This is a genomic window from Ornithinimicrobium carbonis (assembly GCF_977012275.1).
Map to the genome: position 1 here is coordinate 2774611 of NZ_OZ348993.1, position 22374 is coordinate 2796984.

Sequence of the window (22374 nt, forward strand, 5' to 3'; positions counted from 1 at the left end):
AGGCGTCACGCTCCGCCGCTTGGCGCTTCGTAGGGTGCGGGTTGTCAGAGTCCGAATGCGCCGCCGCTGACGAGGATGGCTATGCCGAGGCCGATCAGGACGATTGGGAAGAGCACGTGTTCCCACCGCTCAAGCACCTCGGCGATAGGCCTGCGGGTGGCGACATACCTGGCGAGGAGGACCAGGACGCCGACGAGCAGCAGGAACACGACGCAGAAGATGACCACGGTTGCCGTGCTGACGTTCAGGAACACCGGGACGTAGACGCCGATGTTGTCTCCGCCGTTGGCGAAGGTGACCGCGGCGACAGTCAAGATGCCGACCTTCTTGCCCTCGACCTTCTCGTCGTCGTCGTCACCGTCGCCTCGCCATGCCTGCCACGCCGCCCAGATACCGAGCGCCAGGGGGATGAGCCCGAAGTAGGGAATGGCGCTGGACGGCAGGACCAGCCCGGCTCCCCAGGCGACCAGCAGCGCAGCACCGAGGATCCCGACGAACCCCAGGTACTGCCCCAGCGCGATCCGGGTGGTGGTGCCTCGTTGGCCGGCGCCTCGGGCGAAGAACAGGGAAAGAATGATGATGTCGTCGATGTTGGTGGCCATGAACAGCCCGATCGCCTGCAGCACCGTGGTGGCGGTCACCGGCTGACCTCGCAACCGGCGACGGGGCACTGCGGATCCAGGCACGGGGCGTCCTCGTTCACGGCGAGGGTCACCTCGACCAACGCGAGCAGCGCGTTGGTGAGGTGGGGGTCGGCGATCGCGTAGAGGGTGTGTCGTCCCTGCGGTTCGGCCACGACGATGCCGCAGTCGCGCAGGCAGGTCAGGTGGTTGGACACGTTGGGCCGCGTCAGGCCGAGGTCCTCGGCGAGTCCAGCGGGATAGGCAGGTTGTTCGAGCAGCGACAGCAGGATCCGAGCCCGCGTCGGATCTGCCAGAGCCCGGCCGATCCGGTGCATCGCGTCCAGCCTGGAGGGAGTAGTCAGCATGCGCTGAACTATACAGTGTTTGCTGAACCGACCCGTCGGGTCGGGCGTGCAAGCGAAGTCGTCAGCTTCGGCGTCGGAGGTGGGCCTCGCGTTGGGCGGTGTAGGTGCTCCAGTCTCGTGCGGCCAGTGCGGCCCACCGGGTCGCGGTGTTGGGTGCCAGGCCGAGCACCTCTGCCAGGATCGGGGTGGGCATGCTCGCGGCAAGCTGGAACATGGCGGCGTTGCGGGCTGCCATGGGCTGGATGCCGCGTTCGACGAGCTGGGCGCGGACGTTCTCGGTGGCCAGGTGCTTGCCGGGGATGCCGCCGGGGAAGAGCCAGGTGTCGGGACGGCTGACGTAGGAGGCCTGCCCGCGACAGGTCAGGTGGGTGCGGACGAGGCGGTCGAGCGGGCCCGGCAGCTCGACGGGGAAGGTGTCGAACGTGGCCGTGGTGACGCCGACGGCGTCAACGGTGATCTGGTCGGCGCGCATGCGGGCGACCCGGGCCAGGGGTTGGGCGTAGAGCAGGACGAACAGGCCGGCGACGCGGGCGTAGAGGCGGATCGTGTCGTCGTGCAGGAGCAGCTGGACGTGCGACCACCTGTCCTCGTCGGAGAGGGTGACGGCGGGCTGGGTGGTGGGGCGGGTGGCCACGGACAGATCCCCTCCGAGGCCGGTGCGGGCACACCAGGCCAGGAACGGTCGCAGCGCGAGGGCGCGGGCGCGGTGCTGCTGCGCGTACCGGTCCAGGTCGTCCTGGTCGATGTCGGTCAGGTCGGTGCCGTCCTTGGTGAGCCAGTCCATGAAGCGGGCGGTGACGACGATGGTGGCCCGCGCGGCGGAGATCGCGCCGTGGGTGAGGGTCCCGTGATGCTCCTGGCGGCGCAGCCTGCTCAGCACCTGCCAGCGGGCGAACCGGGCCAGGACCTCGGACTGCCCGGCCGGCAGGGTGCTCAGCAGCTCCGCCAGCCACGGGCTGACCCGCTCGAGCTCGGCGTGGAAGGGCGGCAGGACGCCCAGGGCGGTGAGCAGGTCGCGCAGGTAGCTGTTCGTCCTGCTCGCGGGCATGGCCTCGAAGGTCGCGTGGGAGATGTCGAGCTCGCCGCGGGCCATCGCGCCCAGGGTGGCCGGGCCGGTGGAGCGGGTGAACCAGTACAGGGTGCTCTGTGGTCGCGGGCCCGAGATCAGGGCTTCGTACACCGGCCGCAGTCGCGGGTTGATGCCGCCATCGGGGCCGGACAGCAGCGCGGTGGCCTTCTCCTTCAGGGCGCAGTGCCCGCACAGCCGGCCCCACGGGGAGTCCTCCCGTCCGCAGGCGGTGCAGGCGTAGACGGCCTCGTTGCCGGTGCAGGCCGCGCACGCCGGCCGGCGCCGGTCGTCGTAGAAGGCCAGCACCCTGATGTTCGCGCAACCGGGGCAGGGCTGGGCTGTCCGGGCGAAGCGCAGGGTGCAGCGCTGGCAGACCGCCTCCTCCAGGACGACCCGGGTGCACCGGTCGTGGCGCCCGCAGTGCGCGCAGTCCTGGCGCGGCAGCCGCGCCCTTGGGCTCATCCGTCCTCGGGCGGGCGGCGGACCCGGGCACGGATCGGGCGCAGGTCACCGATCCCTGGACCGCGGTCCCCGGTCCCTGTCTTGGCGGTCTGGTCCTCGACGACGGTGGGGACCAGCAGGTCGTTGGGTTCGCAGTCCAGGATGTCGCACAGCGCAGCGAGGACCTCCATGTTCAGCCGTTGCGGGGTCCGGGCCACCAGCCGGTAGACGTGCTCGCGGGACAGGTGGACCCCGCGCTCGGCCAGCAGCGGGACGAGCTCGGAGGTCTGGTACATGCCGTGGGTGGCCATCACCTGGCGCAGGTTCCACCCCATCACGGTGCGGACGGTCATCCCTGGTCCTCCTGATCGGTGGGTGCGTAGACGCGGGCCAGCGCGGCCTTGAGCGTCTTGTCCTTAAAGTCGTTGCTGACCGAGGCGTAGATCGCGGTGGTCGAGGCGTAGGCGTGCCCGACCTGTTCCTGGACGAACCGTTCGGGGTAGCCGAACTCGACCAGGTGGGTGACGTAGGAGTGGCGCAGGCAGTGCAGCGACAGCGCCGGGTCCAGGCCCGCCTGGTTGCGGACCGTGGCGAAGCGGGCGTCGAAGTGGCGCAACGAGACCCGGGAGAGCCGCTCGGTCACCCACAGGGCCGGGTGGCCAGGCACGCCGAACAGCGGCCTTGCCTGCTCGACCCACTGGCGCATCCCCTCGATGGCCCAGTCGAACTCGGGCACCGCCAGGACCGTGCGGCGCCGCGGGGTACCGCCGCGAACGGCCTTGCCGTAGCGGACGTGCACCGAGCCGTAGGTACCCCACCGGGGCACGTGCGGGTTGGGCCGCAGGTCGGCCACGTCCAGGCGGCACAGCTCGTTGCGGCGCAGGCCGAACGCGTAGGCGGTCTTGAAGACCTGCGCGTCGCGCAACGCGCTCAACGCTCCCTTGCGGCCCGAGGACGCGGCCCGTTCGACCTGGGCGTCCAGGTGGTCGAAGAGATCCTGCAGCTCGGCGTACGTCAGCGGCCGTCGTGCCGGGCGGCCCTCGTACTCGTTCAGGTGCGCCACCGTGTTCCACTCGTGGCACACCTGCGAGGGCACAGAGCCGAACCGGTCGCGACACTGACGGGGCCACTCGTACCGGGCGTCGGTCAGGTAGTCGCAGAACATCCGCAGCGCCAGGTGGTACCCGCGGATCGTCGAGGGTGACCGCCGACCGTCCCCGCTGGCCAGGGAGACGGTGAAGTCCTCCACGTCCCCAGGGCCCCACGCCCACGGGTAGGACTCGGCGAACTCGGTGAACCGACGGACCACCCGGACCCGGTCGCCGATGGTCTTCTCACCCAGCAGCCGGGAGGCCTGCTGGCGTCCCCACCCGGTCAGCATCGCCTCGAAGACGGCGCTCTCCTCGTTCAGATGAGCCACGCCGGCGATCAGGACGAGCCCAGCTGATCCGGGTATGCCGACCATCAGGACCGCCGATCCGTCGTTGCCGCAGAAGCCATATTGTTGCTCCTGACGTTACACCTAGTAGGACGTCCCTGGTCAACGAACTCGCGTGGGGACGTCGGCGTCCCTACTAATCCGCAGACCACCCAGTGGGTGTGACTTCTGACGCGATAATGCTCGCTTTGCCCGTGGATGCAAGAGGTGTGTGGGAGTTGAGCGCAGCGGGAATGGGTGGGGACGGTGGTGCTCGACGTCCTCGGGTCGCGAGATCACTCGAGGATCGCTGGAGCCGGGGCGGTCCTGGGCAGTGCCTGTGGGATGTGGAACGTCGATTCGAGGAAGGGTGTGATCGCAGATGGCGAATCAGGCAGCGGCGCAGGAGGCACGGCGTGCGGCCAGGGAGGCCAGGGCGAGGGTTCGGGCCGAGCGTGCCGCGCGGGAGAAGCGGTTGGCCCGAGCAGGGGAGACGGTCGCCGTCGAGCTGGCGCGCCGCGACGCCGCGGTGGCCGATCACGAACGACGCGCAGGTGAGGCACTGCGCACGATGGTTCAGGACGAGCGACTCAGCGTCCGAGACGCCTTGAGGTGGTGCGGCGTGCAGGGCCTGACATCGAGGGAGGCCCTGCGGATGATGCGCCGCCCAGTCGAGAAGGCCATGCGCGGAGGCGAGGCCAACGGGGCACGAGAGGGGTGAACCGGCTCTCCGGCGGGCCGCGGCGCCTCCATTGCCCGTGTCTATCGACGGCAAGGTGCACCGGGACCGTGGGGAGTGCCCATGTGTCTGGCCCCTGCTGTTGCGGTCACCGGCCTGGCCGTGGCGTTCTGGTTGATCAGCGAGACCCTGCTGGTCTCCCTGCTCGCCGTCGCCGGATAGCCCGGGCTGTGGATACCTTCACGCGGTCGTCTTCGCTGTCCGGCATCCTTGGCGGTCGGGAACGACGACGGTGGAGGGACCAAGGGTGGACATTGGGGCGACGGCCGCGCACGAGCGGATGAAGCTTGAAGCGGTCGAGGATGCAGCGGCTGCTTTGGAGCGGGCTGTGCTCGAGGAGAGGCGTGCTCGTGAAGCTCGTGACCGGGCCGTGCGAGCTGCTGTGAAGGCAGGCGTGAGGCCCTCGGTGGTGGCCAAGGCGGCAGGCATCAGTCCGGGGCGTGTGTCCCATCTGACGCTCGCTCCCGGGCACTGACCCGGAGGGGACATCGGGTGGTTTCCCGGCACGGTCTGCGCCCACCTGCTGGCGACGTTCGGTCTGCTCGACGACGTCGACGCGTGCCTGGAAGCCTGCCACCGGGTCGTGGAGCCGCAGGCACCGAAACCTGGAGGACCACGATGACGCAGCCTTCATGCCTGTCGGAGGTGCGGGGTAACGTCATAGCCGTCCAGAACTTGCCGAGGGGTGCGTGTCATCACGTGCCTCGGCGCAGGGTTTCATGGGGCGGGGTCCTGAGTGGGCACCCGCCGGCCGGAGACGTCCTGCAGAGAAGCAGGCAAATGGGGAGAAGGAATGGTTCGTGCCGCTCTGATCGGTGTGCTGATCGCCGTAGCGTCGTTCATCGGGGGACTGGTTCTTCTGACGGTGTCCGTCGTGGCCATGGTCGGGGTGGAGGAGTCGGACCCGGCGGCGGTGTCCTCCGCGCCCGTCCCTGCCGCGACACGGGAGGTTCCTGCCGAGGAGCCGGTGCCGACGACGCCGGAGGAGCCTGCCGACGACGAGGCCGCGGATCAGGCTGCGGAGAGGGAGGCGGCCGACGCCAGGCGGGCCGAGCGTGCCGAGGCACGCGCCGAGGAGGGCAAGCGCATCGCCGCCGAGAAGCGGGCTGCGCAGGAGGAGGCCGCCCAGGAGGCCGCGGAGAAGAAGGCGGCTGAGGAGAAGAAGGCGGCTGAGGAGGCCGCAGAGAAGAAGTCGGCTGAGGAGGCCGCGGAGAAGGAGGCGGCCGAGGAGGCAGAGAAGAAGGCCGCTGAGGAGAAGGCCGCCGCGGGAGAGCTCGCGACGGTCGTGGCCATCGTGGACGGGGACACCGTAGACGTGTCCACCGGTGCCCGCATCAGGATCGCCGGGATCGACACCCCCGAGCGTGGGGAGTGCGGGTACGAGGAGGCCGGTGCCCGGATGATGGAGCTGGCCCGGGACCGTGAGGCGGTCCTGGTCAAGGCGGGCGCGGACAGCATCGACCGGTACGGGCGGCTGATCCGCTACTTGGACGTGGACGGACGCGACGTGGGCCTGACGCTGATCCAGGAGGGCCTGGCCATCGCCCGGTACGACTCCCGCGACGGCTACGGGTGGCACCACCGCGAGGCGGAGTACGTCGCCGCCGACGCCGCCAGCCCGCAGGCCTACTCCTGCCCCGCCCCAGCTGCGCCCCCACCCGCGCCCGAGCCAGCACCGCAACCGCAGCCGTTCGTCCCCCAGCCACCGGCCGGGGGAGGCACCGATCCCCAGTTCGGCACCTGCAAGGAGGCGATCGCCAACGGGTACGGGCCGTACGTCGTCGGCGTGGACCCGGAGTACCACTGGTACCGCGACGCCGACAGCGACGGGATCGTCTGCGAACGCTGACCGACCCGGCCGGCTAGCTCGGGAGGGAGCCGTGCGCGGCCTCCAGGACGGGTCGTGCGCGCGCTGCCACGGGCACCCCCAACAAACAAGTGGCACCGGCACCGGCGGCCGTGAGAGCGCCGTGAGACCGAGACCGATCATCGCTGATGGTGGCGCCGACGATCGGAGATGGTGTCCGATTCGGGCCAGGCTGCGGAGGGGATGCGTGTAACTGGAGGCGGCTGCGGGGGGAGAGGCAGGGCATGTGCTCAGGTGGCCTCGAACGGTAGGGCCCGCGGGAGTGCTTCGTCCGACGGAGGGCAGCATCGAGCAAGTGCACAGCGGGCGGGAGCGCTCCGAATCGGAATCGCTCGGGGTGCGTGCCTGATGGTAAGCAGCGGATCATGACGAGCGCCTGGTGCCTGGCTCACGGGTTGGACGGACTAACATTACGTGCCCGGCGTGGTACGCCAACCACATGACGACGCACGGTCGACACGACGGGGGACCAATGATCAGGGACGCCCACGAGGCCAACGACGCGGTTGGCCCGAACGACTTCGAGATCGCACGGCTCCTCGCCGCCCTACAGGGGTACTTCGCCAAGGACGAGAGTTTCATGCTTGACCGGCTTCAGGAGGTGCTTGCCTGTGGTGACGTGGGCCTTGCCCGAGAGGGCTACGAACTCAAATTCCTCAGAAAGGCGTACGCGAACTTCCTCACCTCCACGAAGACCGAGACGGTGCTCGTCCCCGACCTCGAGCACAACACCGAGGAGGCATACTCCCGGCGGGAGAATCTGTATCTAGTGGGTGACAATCTGGACGCACTGAAGCACCTGCTCGGGTCCCACACCGGTCAGGTCAAGTGCATCTACATCGATCCGCCTAGCTTCAGTGGATATCAGGTGCCAGAGGTAGCGTTCGGGGGCGGAGAGGGCGCCTGTCACGGGCATGTATACGCACCGTTGGCGGGCATTTCCGCGCGGGTCGCGTAGGGCGGGCCCAGCACGGTGGTCGGACGGTTACGGTTGGACGACGCCCCGGAGTCACCTTCGCCGTGACTACGCCGGGGTGACGTGTGCGACGGAAGGACGACGGTGTCGGGCGGTTTCGAAGAGGGCCAGCGCGTCCTCGTCCCTGCCCTCGCCCACTTGGGGTATGTGACGGTTGACATGGCTGCCGTTGACACTGTTGGCGGATGGACGCTGTACGTGAAGGACGACAGGGGCGGGTTTCACCGGGCGGACGTGGCCGGTGACGACGTAGCCGGTGTGCAGGTGCTGGTGCAGGACGGTGCGGCCCGGTCCGAGCGGGTCCTAGCGGGCATGTGGACGCAGTGGATGGCGGGGGCGTCCATGAACGCCCGGTCGACGTTGTTGGCGTCCTCCCCGTTGGAGCCGTTCGCGCACCAGTCGCACGCGGTGTACGGGGCGATGCTGCCGCAGCCGTGGCTGCGGTTCCTCCTTGCGGACGAGCCGGGCACGGGCAAGACCATCATGGCTGGCCTGTACCTGCGCGAGATGCAGAAGTATGGGCTCATCCGCAAGGCGATCATCGTTGTGCCCGCGAACCTCGTTTCCAAGTGGCAGGCCGACTTCGACAGGTTCTTCGGCGGCGGGCTGCGCCGCATCACCGCAGGCACAGTGCGGGAGCACGCCCTCGACCTGGACCACGACATGTGGATCACGTCGTTGGAGCTGGCCGCGGTCAACCCTGCCGTGCAGGAGGCGATCCGGCCCGACCTCGCTGGTTGGGACATCGTCGTGTTCGACGAGGCGCACCGGCTCACCCCGACCGCCCAGTCCTTCCACCGGGTCGGCCGGTTGCTCACCCAGTCGCCCCGTGCGCTGCTGCTGACGGCCACGCCGCACAGGGGGTCGGAGTGGCTGTTCCGGCACCTGCTGCACCTGGTCGACCCTGACATCTACCCCGACCCGGGTGACGACAAGGACCAGCCCCTGGCGCCGTTGCGCCCGGGCACAACCCACTTCCTGCGCCGCATGAAGGAGGACCTGGTCGACTACGACGGGATGACCAAGCTGTTCAAGGGCAGGACCGCGACGAACCTGCGCGTCCCGCTCACGTTGGAGGAGCTGACCGTCTACAACCAGGCGCTGGAGATGGTGGACCAGTTCTTCCCGCCGTCCGCGCAGGCGTTGGCGCGCATGGTGTACGGCAAACGGTCCGCGTCGTGCCTACACTCTCTCGCGGAGACGCTGCGGCGCCGCAGGGACAACATGGGCGGCAAGACCGCGGCGCAGACCGCGATGGAGGTCGACCCGTACGGGGAGGACGACTCCGAGCGCGAGGTCGAGGAGGTCGTCCATGCTGACTCGCTGTCCGCCCGCGCGGAGAAGAAAGCTATCGGCGGGCTGCTTGCCACCCTCGACGGCATCTTCGCCGACCCCGGTTACGTCCCGTCGAAGTGGAAGCGGCTGACTGACGAGTGCCTCGCCGCGCAGGGCATCCGGCCCGGTGGGACCGAGCAGGCGGTCGTGTTTACCGAGTACGCCGACACCGCAGAGTGGATCACGACTCGGCTCGCCGCGGAGGGCTACTCAGCGCGCACGTACTCGGGCAGGCAGAACCACGCCGAGAGGGACACGGTGCGAGCCGCGTTCATGCGCGGCGACTTCCAAGTGATCGTGACGACCGACGCCGGCAACGAGGGCATCGACCTGCAGGCTGCGCACGTGCTCGTGAACTACGACATCCCGTGGTCGCTCGTCCGGCTCGAACAGCGCATGGGCCGTATCCACCGGGTCGGACAGACCCGGGACGTGGAGCTGTTCAACCTCGTCGCCGTGGACACCCGCGAGGGCGAGACGCTGCACAAGCTGCTGGACAACTTTGTGAACGCCGCGAACGAGCTGAACGGCCAGCTTTTCGACTCCCTCTCCCTCGTGGCTGAGCTGACCGGCGTGGACTACGAGAAGTGGCTCACGGCCCTGTACGGCAACGACGAGGACCGGAAAGCCGAGGCGTTGCGGGCCGCCAGACGGGTCACCAGCACGCAGCTCAAAACCGCCGCCCAGACCGCACGGGCCCAGGAGGCCAGGCTGGCCGAGCAGGTCAGGGTTGTGGAGGCCATGTCGCTGCTGCACCAGGACTACCTCGAACGGATCAACCCCGCGATCGTCGACGCGTACCTCGCCCGGCTCGACGCGTCCGGCCTGCTGCAGGTCCGGCCGACCGCGATGGGCGACGAGGTTCGACTCCTCACCGCGACCCGCCTCCCTGACGGGCTCGGAGGCCAGCCGGCCGCTCTCGTCGCCGTGAGCGGGGACGCGTTGAAGGACGCCGCGATGGCGGACACTCGCGTCCTCCCGCTCGGGCCGGGCGACCCCGCGTTCGCCGCGCTCATCGACCTGGCCGAGGACCAGTTCGAGCCGGACCTGTTCCGCGGCGGCGCTGCCCAGGACCCGACAACCATCACCCCCTACGACCTGTACGCGTACCGGGGCGAGCTCACCGAGGCCGGCGGTCGCCGCCGCACTCAGTGGGCCGCGCTCGTCCGCGTGGACGCCACAGGGAAGGCCACACTGGTCCGATGGGAGACGCTCGCGAACCTCACGCCCACGTCCGACCCCGGCAAACCGCCCCACCCCGCACGGGACCTCGCCGCGGACGACGAGGCACGCAGGGCCGCCGAACGCGCCAAGACCGATTCCCAGACGGCTCGGAACAGTTGGTTCGCGGACGCCCGCAGGGACCTGTCCAACCTGCCTACCGACCTGACCCCCGCCACGTCGTTCCCGAACCGGGAAGAACGCATACACCTGCGGAGCACGCTCAAGGCCAAGACCGAGGACCGGCTGGCTGAGCTCCAACGCCTGTCCGTGGTGGACATCACCACCCCACGTCTCGTCGCCCGTATCCACGTGACCGCCGCCGGTGTGCCCGCCACCGTCGAGGAGAAGGACTCCGAGGCCATCTCAATGCGGCTCGTCGCCAACACCCTCACGACCGAGGGATGGGTCGTCGGAGACGTTCACCACGACAACGTGGGCTACGACCTGTACGCCCGCCGGGGGCGTGAGCACCGGCTCGTCGAGGTCAAGGGCGTGTGGGGGTCCGCGAGCTCGACCGGGGTGAAACTCACCGGCAACGAGGTCCTCATCGCGACCCAGCACAGCAAGGACTACTGGCTGTACGTCGTGGACGGTTGCTCGGACGGGAAGGGTCGCGTCTTCGGGACCTACCGAGATCCGGTCAGGGTGTTCGCTCCCGACATCACCGCCGACGCGGTGTTCCGCGTCCCCGGTTCAAGCCTCGCTCGCGCCGCTAACAAGGAGAACGACCCCGTATGACCCGCATGATCGAACGCTGGTTCCCCTGCGCCGAAGTGAGCGCCAACAGCGGGTCTGGTTGGGGCAGCGGGAACGCCGAGGTCGGCGTGATGACATGGTTCGCCAAGCGGCCCACCGCCCAGGCAAAAGCCGCCACGATCTGCTCCCTCCTTCCTTGGCCCGACGACCCTGCAGAGCAGGCACGCCTCCAGCAGTTGGTCCGCGACGCCATGTCCGGCAGGTACGAGAAGGGCGCGCAGGTCCGCGCCGAGATCGTCGCCGCCAACGGCCCCGGTGCCAGCACGCTCGACCCGTTCTCGGGGCGGGGACTCATCCCGCTGGAGACAGCACGGCTCGGTCTCACTGCCCACGCGATCGACTACAGCCCCGTAGCCGTCCTCGCATCCCGGCTGCTGACCGACTTCCCCGCCCGCGACTGGTCCGCCGAACCGCACCTGCCATATCGCGACTCCGACACCCTCGACGTCGGTACAGAGCGCCTGGTGGGGGACCTGGAGGCCACGATCGAGGAGGTCGGGACTCGGCACACCACGCACATGAGGACGTACTACCCGTCCGTGGATGGACAGCACGCCTGGGGGTACCTCTGGGCTCTCGCGATCCCCTGCCAAGAGTGCGGCCACCGCTTCCCGCTCATCGGCCAGCTCGCGCTCCGCCACGCCGGAATGCGGCGGGACCCGGAGACGGGGGTCCAGGTCCACGACGCCGGCCAGTCCTACTATGTCGACCCCGACCGGGCTACCGGCACCTCTTCCGTGGTCGTCCATGAGGGTGCCCCACGTCGCCTCCCGACCCGTCAGGTGCCCCCCGGTAAGAGCCGGTACGACAGTAACGGGCGCATCGCCGTGTGCCCGTTCTGCGACCACCCCCACGACCGTCACATCCTCACCCGGCTCTTCGACCAGGGGGAGGGAGCGGACGTACCCCTTCTTGCGGCCGACCTCGACCCCGTTTACGGCAAGACATACCGGGCCCTCACCGCCGTAGAGACCGACGCCGTGCAGGCCGCCCACGACCAGCTCGCCCGCGAGGAGCGGTTCTCGCCGTTCCTGTCAGCCGTCCCCGTCGAACGCATCCCCGACGGGAACTCGTGGACCGTCCAAGCCACCGTGTACGGCGCTCGGACGTACGGCGACATGATGAACGCTCGCCAGACCTTGTCGTTCGTCCGGCTCGCGAGGATCATCCGCGACCTGGGGAACGAGCTCCTGTCGAACGGTAACTCTGACGAGTACGTGCGTGCCCTGACCGGGTACGCCGCCGCCGCCATGTCTCGCAAACTCCGACGCGCGACCCGTGGGTGCACGCTCGACGTCAGCCGCGCGGGAGTCCACGACATCTTCGCCACCGAGTCCAGCCTGAACTTCTCCTTCGACTACTTCGAGGTGGGCCTCGCTGACGGTCCCGGAAGCTGGGCCTCCGTGGCCAAGGGCACTCTCAGGTCGGTCCGCAACACCATGCCCCCGCCGCGCGCGGTCCCAGCCGACGTGGCACAAGGAACGGCCACCATGCTCCCGTTCCGGGACCGGAGCATCAGCGCCGTCGTCACCGACCCGCCCTACGACGCGATGATCGACTACAGCGACGCCAGCGACCTGTTCTACGTGTGGATCAAGCGCGCGCTGACGGACGCCTGGCCCGAGATGGGCCTCACCTCCCACGAGTTCGGCGTGCAGGAGAAGGGCGACGAGATCATCGTCAAGAAGGGCGGCACGAAGAACCACGACCACCGCACCCGCGAGCACTACGACCGGCTCATCACGCAGGCGTTCAACGAGGCACAACGTGTGGTGAAGGAGGACGGCGTGGTGACCATCGTCTTCGGGCACGGGGAGCCTGAGGTCTGGCAGCGCCTCCTGTCCGCCATTCGCGACGCCGGCCTGGTCCTCACGGGTGCTTGGCCCGCAAAAACGGAGGCCGGAGGGAAGGTCGGCTTCACTAACATCGTCACCACCCTCACCATGTCCTGCCGCCCCGCCCCCGCAGGACGCCCCATCGGGCGTAAGGGGGCCGTGGAGTCGGAGATCCGCAAGGTCGTCAAGAGCCGGGTGCCCGACTGGGAGCGGTGGGGGCTGGCGCCCGCTGACATGCTCATGGCCGCTGCCGGCCCGGCCATGGAGGTCGCGGGACGGTACAGCGCGGTGCTGGACGCGAGGGGCGAGGAGGTGGACATCTCGACGTTCCTCCCCCTGGCACGCTCGACGGTCCAAGACGCCATGGCCGTCGAAATCGACCACCAGCCTCTGGAGACGTTCGACGCCCGCACACGATTCGCCCTATGGTGGGCCCGACTCTACGGCCGCAACGTCCAACCCAAGTCCGAACTGCGCTGGCAGACGCTCGCGGCGTCCATGGAACTGACCGACGTGCGAGACCTGGTCCCAGACGCGTCCAAGGGCTGCCGGCTGGTCGAGTCCAAGTCCGTCAAGCCCCGCATCGACGGGGAATCGGCAGTTATCGACGTTGCCCTAGCCATGGCCAAGGAATGGGCGCACGGGTTGGACGCCGTGGGCGACGTGCTCGCCGCGTCTGGCCGCAGCACCGACGATCCCTACCTCTGGGCGGCCATCACCTTCCTCGCGGATCGGCTACCCGACAGCGACGCCGACGCGGTCGCGTGGACCGGCATCATCCGCAACCGACGCAACGTCACATCCGCCGCAGCGGGCGCGGAGCGCACCCGCCAGGACGCCCGCAACAAGGCCGACCAGCCCACCCTCGACCTCGGCACGTTCGACCTGTTCGGAGGACCCGAGCTGGGGGCCACCATCACCTCGGCAGCGCCGACCGACTCGACCCGTAGGAGCAACGGATGAAGAACAAGCCCACGCCTTGGTGGGAGGCGTTGAAGCTCCGGCCGGAGATCGTGGACGCCTCCGGTGCGATAGACGACGTGCAGATGAGCCTGCACGACGCGGTCTACGGCAAGGGTGTCACGCGGCCCGAGTACGCCAAAGTCGCCTACTACGGGGAGATCACCCATCCGACCGGGCAGCTCGCTGACCTGCTTGCCCAACTCGCGATCCGCCTCGGAGCCGGGCCCGAGGATTACACGAAGGTGCGCGCGCTCACGCGGCTTGATCAAGGGATGGGCGGCGGTAAGTCCCACGCCTGCATCGGTGCCTGGCACCTGGCCCAGCACCCATCCGAGTTCGCGGCCACGGACATCGGCAAGGCCGTCCACAAGGTCGCCCGAGACGTGCTCGGCAAGGCACTCCCAGCCGACCTGGGCGACCCCCGCGTGGTCGTCTTGCCGTGTGACTCCATGACGCCCGGGGCTCCAGTCCAGGAGCTCGACGGGCCAGCCACGAACCTGTGGGAGCGTTTCCTGTGGCGTCTCTTCGAGCGCGACTACGCCCGCTTCGAGGACTACCGTCCCTACTTCAACGACAAGTCCAAAGTGGTCGCCGCACTGCGGTCGGTCGGCCGGCCGGTCCTCATCATCGTGGATGAGGTCGTCAACTACATCGGGAACGGCCTCGACGGAGCAGGCAACCCCGAACTGGTGGCGCAGGACATGGGGTTCCTACAGGTCCTGCTGGACGCAGTGAACGACGCCCCCAACGTCGCCATGCTGCTCGTGATGATCGCCTCCGACCGGGACACGATGGCCCTGAGCGCCGCGGGTGAGAGGCGCCGCGAGTCTTTGCAGTCGTTCATCGACCGCAACGGTCGCCTGGCGACGGTGAACGAGAACGCCGACTTCGCCGCGATCCTGCGCCGGCGGCTGTTCGATGCTGCGCCTGTCAACGAGGTCGTCAGCGCCACCGTGCGCTCGTTCGACTCTGTGCTGAGGGACAAGGGGTGGAAGAGCAAGGTTCTTGACCAGCTCTCTGCCGCATGGACCACGGACTTCGCGGCGCAGGTGGAACGGTCCTACCCGTTCCACCCCCAGCTCATGCACATCGCCGAGAACGAGTGGGCGAACTTGGCCGGTTTCCAGAAGGTCCGGTCGACGATCCAGGTGTTCGCCGCGACAGTGTGGGCGCTGCAAGCACGAGGCCGCGCCGGTGACTGGGTCCCGACGCTCATCGGGCCCGGGGACCTCCCGCTATCCGAGGCGACGGTCCGCGAGGCCATCCTCGGCAGCGGCCTCATCTCTGACACCAAGACGCAGGCGAACTACCGCGCGGTCGCACAGAACGACATCGTCTCCCTCGACGAGACTTCCGGCGCAGCGCGCCTACTGGACCTCCGCAGGGACGCGCCCCTTTGGAGCACCCTCAATCCGCGGGCGGCTGAACGCGCGGCGACCATGATCTTCCTCGCGTCTATCGTCGGTGCGCGCGGGCAAGGCCGACGCGGAGCCTCTGAGCCCGAGGCGAAGGCTGCGACCATCGTTCCCGAGCTCAACTACGGGATCGCGGACGCCGACGGGGTTATCCGTGACCTCGTGGACCCGGACACGGGCCTGGCCGCGGTCGAGCCGATCAAGGGCAGCGGAGGCACGGCCCCTCGCTACTACCTGTCGACGCGGCAGACGCTGAACATGCTCGCCAGGGCCATGCGCGGCAGCATCACCGACTCCGACAGGGACCGGACCGTCGCAGACGCTGTCGAAGGGATCGTGCCCGCGCCGAGCCCGTTCCGCACGAAGATCCTCGTCCGCGCGGAAGAGGGCAGGACGCCGCTGGAACTGCTGGAAGCGGCAGGACTGGACGAGGCAAGGACGACCCGGCTGGTCGTTCTTGACCCCGCCGCGTTCTCCCTGCGCAACGGCATGGAGAGGGACACGGTCGAGGCGCTGGAAGCCGCGCTGGGACTCGGGCCTGACCGGCTCACCTCTTCGTGGGCCTCCTCCATGGTGTTCGCCGTCGTCAACACGCAACGTCGTGGGCACGCCCGTGCGATCGCCAGCGAGTTCATCGCATGGGAGCGGGTGCTCATGTCGCCCGACGTGCAAGCTGACGACACGATGCGGGACGAGGCGAAGAAATCCCGCGACGAGGCAAAACGTCGTCTCGACAGCGCGCTCAAGCGGGCCTACCAGCACGTCGTCTATCTATCCCAGCCGGACCCCGACTCCGTTCGGGAACTTGGGCAGGTCACGTTTGACGATGACGCCCAGACATCGCTGAACGGCGCTCTCGTCTGGAAGGCCCTGGTCGCCCAGGAGAAGGCGTTCGACCAGGGCGAGTTCAACGCCCGTGCCCTGCTGCACCAGCTCCGTGACAGCGACTACGGACGCCCTCTGATCGAGATCCGGGACTCGTTTTGGCAGGCGCCGCGACTGCCCCTTCTCCACGAGGGAGAGGCCGAGCTCCGGCACGCGATCTATGACGCGGTAACGGCTGGGGACATGCGAGTCGTGAGCCGCGACGGCAGCGAGGTCGTGGTCACAGGCCCGAACGAGATAAACCTCCAGTCAGCTTCGCTCACCCTGCAGAAGCCAGCTGAGGTTGTGCCCGACTCCCAGCCGGGACCGGATGACGCGCCCGGTGTCCAGCCCGGCACGGGCCGCGGGGACAGCCCTGCTCCGTCACCGGGCCCAGGAGGCGGCGGCACGACGTCTCCCGGACCGGACACGCTTGTGGAGAAGGAGGTCAGCCTCTCCATCCTCAAACGTTTCGAGGGCGACGAGGAGGCAAGCGACAGCACGGCGGCCATGCTCCGTCTCATCTACGAAGCAATCGAGTCGAATGGGTCGTCCTTCGCTCAGGGCCAGTTGCGCGTTGTCGCGCATGAGTCGTGGGCCGAGCAGATAGCGGACGCTGCGCGGCAGGCGGGAATCTCGGTTGTGCTTCGGGACATGTAGCGAGGCACGGCGTACGGGCCCCTTAGTCTTGATGCGGTTGTGGGCGTGGACGGTACGGTCGTCGCGCGTGTCTCTGGCCTGAGTTCCGCAGCTGAGTGACTGCTTGGGGGCGCGGTTGTGGGGGTTGACCTGCGGAAACGCGTGTTTGGCCGGTGACACGGCGTGTCACTAGCCCTGTCCCGGCGGGAGGATCAGCCCGCGGTGGCGAGGTCCAGGATCCGGGGCGGGGCGGTGATGTCGAGCTGGGCGAGGATCTTGGCCTGCTCGCTGGTGAGGTCGGTGCTCTGCTGGTAGGTGCCGGCCGGGCCGGTGAAGGTGCCCACGTACAGGCGCTGGAGTTCGGCGCGCAGGTTGTTCCAGGTGTCGCCGGTGGTGGTCTCGATGATCCGGATCAGCAGCAGCGCGAGCCAGCACAAGACGACGTGGGCGCGGATGCGGTCCTCGAGTCGGTGGTGGACCGGGCGTAGGTCGAGGATCTGTTTCATGTCGCGCCAGCCGCGTTCGACCTCCAGCAGCTGCTTGTAGCCCAGCGCGATGTCTTCAGCGGAGAGGTGGGGGTCGCTGGAGCGCAGCAGGTACTTGCCGTCCAGCTTGGCCTCCTCGGCGATCGCGGCCGCGTCGATGCGGAGTAGCCCGCTGGGGGTGACGCGCAGGTAGCGGTTCAGCCCGGGCTTGGTGGAGATCACCCCACGCAGCTCGGCCCGCTTGGTCTTGGTGAGCTTGTCGGAGTTCTTGATCATCTCGGTGAGCCGTGCGAGCAGTGCCGTCCGCACCAGCGCGTCACGGTCGGCGGCCTCGGGGTTGTGACAGATGACGAACCGTTCGCTCTCGCTGATCCGTACTTCCTTGACGCGCAGGTTGTCGGCGACGTCTTGGTAGCGGCCGGCCCGCCCCAACGCGGCAGTGGCTTCGGCCGAGCCGGAACGGAGCTTCTCGCCCAGGATGTAACCGCCGCCGGCGCGTTGGAGGTAGCGGCGGTTCTCCGCTGAGGTGAACCCGCGGTCGGCGACCCACACCACCCGGGCCAGGTTCCAGTCGCGCATGTCGTCCTTGACCTGGCGGATCAGCGCCGAGTCGGAGGTGTTGCCCGGCCAGCACCACACCCGTACCGGGATCCCCTCGCGGGTCACGGCCATCCCGACGACGACCTGCGGCAGGTCCTCGCGGTGGTCCTTGGACTTGCCGTAGGTGCGGAACCCGGCCTGCTTGACCGCACCGCTCGGCAGCTCGCCGCCGTCGTCGTCGCCGTCGCCGTCAGCGGTGGTGTCGATGGTGGTGGCCACGGGGTTGCCCTTGGCGTCGCGCCAGAGGGGTTCGTCGCCGGTCTCGGTTTCGAAGTAGGTGGAGGTGGTGTCGAAGAACAGCAGGTCGACCTGCAGGTTGAGCAGGTCCGCGGTCGAGGCGTACACGTCCTTGGCCAGGGCTGGTTCGACGGCCAGGAGCCAGTCCATCGCCCGGTAGCAGGCGTCGTCGCTGACTTCGGACAGGCCAGGAATGTGCACGTCACGGTTGACCCAGCCCGCGGCGGCCAGCTTCGAGGACGGTGCCAGTGCACGGTTGGCGACCAACGCGAAAAGGACCCGTTCAACGGTGGCGTCGCGGCGGGTCCCGCTCAGCAGGGTGCGCATCGTCTTGGCGATCCCGAGCCGGGTCCACAACGCGTCCAGCACCCAGGCCCCGCCCAGCGGCCGGGACTCGATGAAGGCCAGCCCGGGCAGCCCACCGGCCTGATCCTCGACCTGGCTGCCTCTCGAGGTCTCGCCGAGCAGCCGGGAGAGCGAACCGATCAACCGCTGCACCGCGGCCCGGTCCAGCTCCTCGGCCCGGCCGAAGTTGTACAGCACCTTCATCCGCGCGCTCTTCGCAGCCGGATCCCACTCGTTGTGCGCCAGCTGCAGGTACCGCACCACGGTGCCGTCCTTGTTCCGCCGCGACGTCGTCCTCACGAACATGTCACCAGACGCTACCCGGGCAACACGCGCCTAAGCGAGCCAAACACGCCCAGTCGTGTCACTAGGCATTTCGGGATGCGTCACCACCCCGCGAACCGCTGACCTGCACGTTCGTCCCCCGACATGTCCCAGAAACGCGATCAGCTGCGGAACTCAGGTCTGGCGGGACGGCACTCGCACTGCGGGTTGCTCGGCGCGTCACCCGACCCACCGAGGCGCGGCCATGCACGTGTCCCGTGTCAAGTTCTTGGCAGGTTTTCGGGCTCGGGAAAGGTGGGTGAGCAGGGGTCGGCTAGGTGCAGGTGCGCACCTCGAGGGCCGGTTCCAGGACAGGGCCTCGTGCGGGCGGACGGTGTTGAACTTGGTGTGGCACTCCTCGCCGTGAGCGACGAGGTCGTGCATGTCGTCGATCTGCTCGCGGTAGTGCCGCTCGTCCTTCAGCGACTGGAACGCCCGCTCCGGGACCCCGTTCTGGCCCGGGGTGGGGACCCTCGTGCGGACGTGGTCCAGATGCGGGGTGGCCTCCGAGAGAGCGGGGCAAGCCGATCCTCGCCGTCGCCGAGTTCCTGGCCTGGGCGGACAGCGCCGCGATGGCTGACCACGAGCCCGCGCCCGGCCCGAAACGTTCCTCGTGCGCGGGGGCCGATCCGGTCCTTGCCACCTGCCTCCGGCGCAGACGTCCGGGTAGGTCCGGCCGTGCGAAGAACCGCTCCCTCACAAGCTGCGCACGCTTGGGCTCCTCGGTCTCGATGGTCCAGACTCGGAGGAGGCAAGTACCGTGATCGGATACCCGATCCGATCACCGACGCCGCTGGCCTGCGAGGACGGCGTGCGGATCTCACGGCTCGACGGTTGGCTCACACCGCAGGTGATAGCGCGGACGCTGGCACTTAGCAGCATCAGCGCAAAGAATCAGGACTCTTGCTCCCCGCCCTGACGTAGGCCGCCTGAATCAGAGCTCGAACATCTGCCAGCTGGTCGGGATCGGTGAAGGAGTACTCAAGGTGTCCCATGCCGTAGTGCCCGATCTCACGAACGTCCCTCATCACGCCTTCGTTCCACGGCTTGGTCGAGTGGGGGTCTAGCGACAGGTAGAGCAGGAGGCGGCTCTTCTGGGTCTGGACAGTGAGGAACGAGCGTTTCCCCCTGTAGTAGCCCACGTACATCTTCTTCGTGCGGCGGGTCACGTCACCGCCCAGCGAGGCAGGGATGTCGTCGACGGCCTCGAAGAGTTCGCGGATCAGGCTGCTCTTGCCGCCCAAGTGGTGCTCGAGGGGGTACTCCTTGCCCGTGGGTGGCTTGGCCGGTCCCACCGGCTTGGTCTTGCCCTTGTGGTCGACCACGGGGCGGGGGCGGTCCTCCTGGTCGCCGTCCAGGACCCGTAGCAGGCTGCGGCGCAGGTTGTCAGGGGCCACGGCGGGGTGGCCGAGCCGGTCGTGGAGCATCTGTTCGAACTCGGCGGGCGGGTCGGTCGCCAGCTTCGACAGCGCCGCTCTGATCCGGGTGTCGGTGAACACCCGCTCGCCCAAGGAATCCAGCTCGCCCGCGGTCACCGCGTCGCGGCTCAGGGTGCGCAGTTGGCGCAGCCGGTCGGGCATGGACTGGGAGTCCTCCCGCAGATCGACCTCGAACAACAGCTTCTGATCCATCTGGACCGGCTCGTTGGTCTTGTAGACCCGGTACTGCAGTCCGTTGGTGAGCACGCACCACACGACGCCGTCGTTGTTGGCGTAGTTGACGGTCTGGGCGATGAACTTCTTGTCGTCCAACTTCTCGGCGATGCCCTTGGCCTCGACGTACAACTTGGTCCCGCCCGTGATGAGAAGGGCGTAGTCCAGGTAGGTGCCCTCGTAGACCTTGACCTCCCGCTGCACCGCGTCCAGGTCTCCGGTGTCCCATCCGAGGGCCTGGAGAACAGGCTCTATCAGGAGTGCCTTGGTGTTGGCCTCGTTGCCCTTCTTGGAGTCCTCCAGTTTGTGAGAACGTTCCGTGACCTTGTCGACGACTTCAGCAAGCCCCATGTCCGCATGTTGTCACAGGCGGCGCTTCCGGACGCGCCTTGCAGTCCCTGGGCGTACATTCGGCAGCAGACGATGACGCGCTGCTAGGAGACTTCGTGCCCGATGGTCAAGCGATGGCTGTGACCTGTCCGGAGTGCGGACGGGAAACCCACTTCAGCGTGGAGACAGGAAAGCTGTACGTCCACCCCAGAGTCGACCGAACGAAGAACTGCCGGGCCGGGGGCATGCAGGTTGCGGAGCCGACGGTCCCCCCCGAAACTCGGCGGCGACGGCGCAAAGTGCCTAAGAAGAAACCTGAGGACATCACTGAGATCCCCGAGGCGCGCCCCCGCTCGACCAGTGTGCGCGCCATGTCTGGAGGACTGCCTGGTCTGGGGCGTCGCTAGAGGAGAGCAGGAGCCCAGAGCAACACGCATTGGGCGCGTCCGATCTCAACACCCTCGGATACCCCGTAGGTTTCGGGGCGTGGTCGACACCAAGCAGACCAAGACCATCGGTGAGCACTGGGCGTGCTGCGAGCTGGCCCGCCGAGGGTGGGCACCTGCCCTCACCCGGGACGGCATCGAGCGGACCGACATCCTCGCGGTGAAGAACCATGGGGAACGTCTCATGGTCGAGGTGCAGGTGAAGACGACCGTGGCCGTCCCGGGGCGCGTGTCGTGGCACCTGGGCTCGCTCGCCCACTCGGTAGCGGGAGGAGAGCATGAATGGGTGGTCCTCGTGGCCGCCGATCCGGAGCCCCGGGGTCCGCTGCGCAGCTTCGTCGTGCCTCGGTCCCATGTCTCGGCCGCGGCCTGGATCTCGCACATGGACTGGTTGACCCACCCGGACGCCCCTGCGGGAAAGCGCACCGCCTCGGTGGAACATGCCCGTGTCAAGGTCGAGGTGTTCGCCGCGTACGAAGACCGCTGGGACATGGTGGAGCGCCCGACCGAGCAGGCCCCCGTCCTCCTGCCGACAGCTTTCCGGTCCCTGGCGACCGAGCAGCGGGTGGGTCTGCCTCCGGCCCACCCCTGGCACCAGGATCTGCCGAGCTGGTAGGCGGTGTCCCTGATTGAGGAGGGCTCGGGCTGGTGCGGCATCGGATGTCGTCTCCGATCACCCCGCCGCCGACCTGCAGGAACACCCGCCCGTCTCACCGCGCGACCCCGCGATCTCACACCGGGGGCACCGCTCGTCGAGACAGTTTCCACCGCGGAGACGCCGTCCTGCAGGTCTACCGCCCCCACCGATCAAGCTCCCTGGTGCACGGATGGCCAGTCGGTCCACCCGCCAGGAACCTGCTCGGTAACGAGACTGGGTGCGCGGTGTGACCATGTCACGCACCAAGCGTGTCGCGGCACTGCTGCCGGGCGAGAACACTCGAAAACTAGCCTGCAGAATCGAACGCTGTTGCCCCGGGGGAACCTCAGCTCTTCGGTCCAACGGCCGGACCTCCACTAGCTAGGCGACCGGCAACTGTAGGAGACCCAAGACATCTAACGGATCAGCGTGCGCCTCGGCGGTTCCAGCAGTAAGGTCCATCATGCGCCATCGGCCTGCAGTGACATCGGTGTCCACTGCACGAATTCGGTGGCTGTCGAAATTATACCGAAGGGTGCAGAATAGTGACCTTTGCAAATTGGGGTGGCCTCATGGTCTCTATTGGAAGCCTGAGTGACGCCGGTGGCGGCGCAATAGTGATCGCTACAGCAATGGGGTCGTTGGTGGCCATTGGGCTGCAGGCGCGTCGGGAGTACCGTGAGTCGCGGAGCGCTCAGGAACACAGGAGAGAACTGGAGCGTATCCACGCCTCAGGAGTTGCCAGTTGGGCAGAGGTTACGCCAGTGACCGATTCTCAGATCCAGCTGGA

15 protein-coding genes are annotated in these 22374 nt (G+C 68.2%); 7 read left to right on the forward strand and 8 right to left on the reverse strand.

The window, feature by feature from the left end:
• Positions 1-44: 44 nt before the first annotated feature.
• The 5 genes from ACWHYA_RS12725 to ACWHYA_RS12745 form a co-directional block, all read right to left on the reverse strand.
• A complete protein-coding gene (locus ACWHYA_RS12725) occupies positions 45-641 on the reverse strand; it encodes a cadmium resistance transporter (protein ID WP_299520917.1) in 597 nt (198 codons plus the stop codon).
• The gene (cmtR, locus tag ACWHYA_RS12730; protein WP_425943859.1) at positions 638-988 is read right to left on the reverse strand and encodes a Cd(II)/Pb(II)-sensing metalloregulatory transcriptional regulator CmtR; all 351 of its coding nucleotides are present in this window, start codon (positions 986-988) and stop codon (positions 638-640) included. The genes ACWHYA_RS12725 and cmtR overlap by 4 nt, the downstream gene beginning before the upstream one ends.
• Before the next feature lie 61 nt (positions 989-1049).
• On the reverse strand, positions 1050-2519 hold the full coding sequence (locus tag ACWHYA_RS12735; RefSeq protein WP_425943861.1) for a hypothetical protein: 1470 nt from the start codon (positions 2517-2519) through the stop codon (positions 1050-1052).
• Entirely contained in the window at positions 2516-2851 is a 336-nt protein-coding gene (locus ACWHYA_RS12740) for a helix-turn-helix domain-containing protein (protein ID WP_425943863.1), read from the reverse strand. Before ACWHYA_RS12740 ends, ACWHYA_RS12735 begins: the two co-directional genes overlap by 4 nt.
• Positions 2848-3918, reverse strand: coding sequence for a tyrosine-type recombinase/integrase (locus ACWHYA_RS12745; protein WP_425943864.1), 1071 nt, complete (start codon positions 3916-3918; stop codon positions 2848-2850). The genes ACWHYA_RS12740 and ACWHYA_RS12745 overlap by 4 nt, the downstream gene beginning before the upstream one ends.
• 379 nt (positions 3919-4297) lie before the next feature.
• Here ACWHYA_RS12745 and ACWHYA_RS12750 point away from each other — a divergent pair, with 379 nt between their 5' ends.
• From ACWHYA_RS12750 to ACWHYA_RS12775, 6 genes are all read left to right on the forward strand, one after another.
• A complete protein-coding gene (locus ACWHYA_RS12750; protein WP_425943866.1) occupies positions 4298-4636 on the forward strand; it encodes a hypothetical protein in 339 nt (112 codons plus the stop codon).
• 811 nt (positions 4637-5447) lie between these two features.
• A complete protein-coding gene (locus tag ACWHYA_RS12755; protein WP_448095599.1) occupies positions 5448-6503 on the forward strand; it encodes a thermonuclease family protein in 1056 nt (351 codons plus the stop codon).
• A 457-nt stretch (positions 6504-6960) separates the two neighbouring features.
• On the forward strand, positions 6961-7479 hold the full coding sequence (locus tag ACWHYA_RS12760; RefSeq protein ID WP_431472915.1) for a hypothetical protein: 519 nt from the start codon (positions 6961-6963) through the stop codon (positions 7477-7479).
• Between the two features lie 216 nt (positions 7480-7695).
• On the forward strand, positions 7696-10794 hold the full coding sequence (locus ACWHYA_RS12765; RefSeq protein WP_425943872.1) for a helicase-related protein: 3099 nt from the start codon (positions 7696-7698) through the stop codon (positions 10792-10794).
• A complete protein-coding gene (locus ACWHYA_RS12770) occupies positions 10791-13610 on the forward strand; it encodes a hypothetical protein (RefSeq protein ID WP_425943874.1) in 2820 nt (939 codons plus the stop codon). Before ACWHYA_RS12765 ends, ACWHYA_RS12770 begins: the two co-directional genes overlap by 4 nt.
• Complete coding sequence (locus ACWHYA_RS12775; protein ID WP_425943876.1) at positions 13607-16549, forward strand: DUF499 domain-containing protein; 2943 nt, start codon at positions 13607-13609, stop codon at positions 16547-16549. The genes ACWHYA_RS12770 and ACWHYA_RS12775 overlap by 4 nt, the downstream gene beginning before the upstream one ends.
• 191 nt (positions 16550-16740) lie before the next feature.
• Here ACWHYA_RS12775 and ACWHYA_RS12780 read toward each other — a convergent pair whose 3' ends face one another.
• The 3 genes from ACWHYA_RS12780 to ACWHYA_RS12790 all read right to left on the reverse strand — a co-directional run bounded on the left by ACWHYA_RS12780 (position 16741) and on the right by ACWHYA_RS12790 (position 20522).
• Positions 16741-18501, reverse strand: coding sequence for an IS1634 family transposase (locus ACWHYA_RS12780; RefSeq protein WP_425943877.1), 1761 nt, complete (start codon positions 18499-18501; stop codon positions 16741-16743).
• Between the two features lie 198 nt (positions 18502-18699).
• Positions 18700-19011 (reverse strand): integrase core domain-containing protein, encoded by a 312-nt coding sequence (locus ACWHYA_RS12785; RefSeq protein ID WP_425943987.1) that lies wholly within the window; start codon positions 19009-19011, stop codon positions 18700-18702.
• A 389-nt stretch (positions 19012-19400) separates the two neighbouring features.
• Positions 19401-20522, reverse strand: a complete 1122-nt coding sequence (locus tag ACWHYA_RS12790; RefSeq protein WP_425943879.1) for a DUF5655 domain-containing protein — start codon at positions 20520-20522, stop codon at positions 19401-19403.
• Positions 20523-20987: 465 nt separating this feature from the next.
• Between ACWHYA_RS12790 and ACWHYA_RS12795 the strand changes: the two genes are divergently transcribed.
• Positions 20988-21563 (forward strand): hypothetical protein, encoded by a 576-nt coding sequence (locus ACWHYA_RS12795; protein WP_425943881.1) that lies wholly within the window; start codon positions 20988-20990, stop codon positions 21561-21563.
• Positions 21564-22374: the final 811 nt, after the last annotated feature.

Excerpts from the sequence above, each read along its gene's own strand:
- ACWHYA_RS12750 (WP_425943866.1), top strand. The coding sequence starts at position 4,298 with ATGGCGAATCAGGCAGCGGCGCAGGAGGCACGGCGTGCGGCCAGGGAG.
- ACWHYA_RS12780 (WP_425943877.1), bottom strand. The coding sequence starts at position 18,501 with ATGTTCGTGAGGACGACGTCGCGGCGGAACAAGGACGGCACCGTGGTG.
- ACWHYA_RS12760 (WP_431472915.1), top strand. The coding sequence starts at position 6,961 with ATGACGACGCACGGTCGACACGACGGGGGACCAATGATCAGGGACGCC.
- ACWHYA_RS12755 (WP_448095599.1), top strand. The coding sequence starts at position 5,448 with ATGGTTCGTGCCGCTCTGATCGGTGTGCTGATCGCCGTAGCGTCGTTC.
- ACWHYA_RS12770 (WP_425943874.1), top strand. The coding sequence starts at position 10,791 with ATGACCCGCATGATCGAACGCTGGTTCCCCTGCGCCGAAGTGAGCGCC.
- cmtR (WP_425943859.1), bottom strand. The coding sequence starts at position 988 with ATGCTGACTACTCCCTCCAGGCTGGACGCGATGCACCGGATCGGCCGG.
- ACWHYA_RS12740 (WP_425943863.1), bottom strand. The coding sequence starts at position 2,851 with ATGACCGTCCGCACCGTGATGGGGTGGAACCTGCGCCAGGTGATGGCC.
- ACWHYA_RS12775 (WP_425943876.1), top strand. The coding sequence starts at position 13,607 with ATGAAGAACAAGCCCACGCCTTGGTGGGAGGCGTTGAAGCTCCGGCCG.
- ACWHYA_RS12735 (WP_425943861.1), bottom strand. The coding sequence starts at position 2,519 with ATGAGCCCAAGGGCGCGGCTGCCGCGCCAGGACTGCGCGCACTGCGGG.
- ACWHYA_RS12790 (WP_425943879.1), bottom strand. The coding sequence starts at position 20,522 with ATGGGGCTTGCTGAAGTCGTCGACAAGGTCACGGAACGTTCTCACAAA.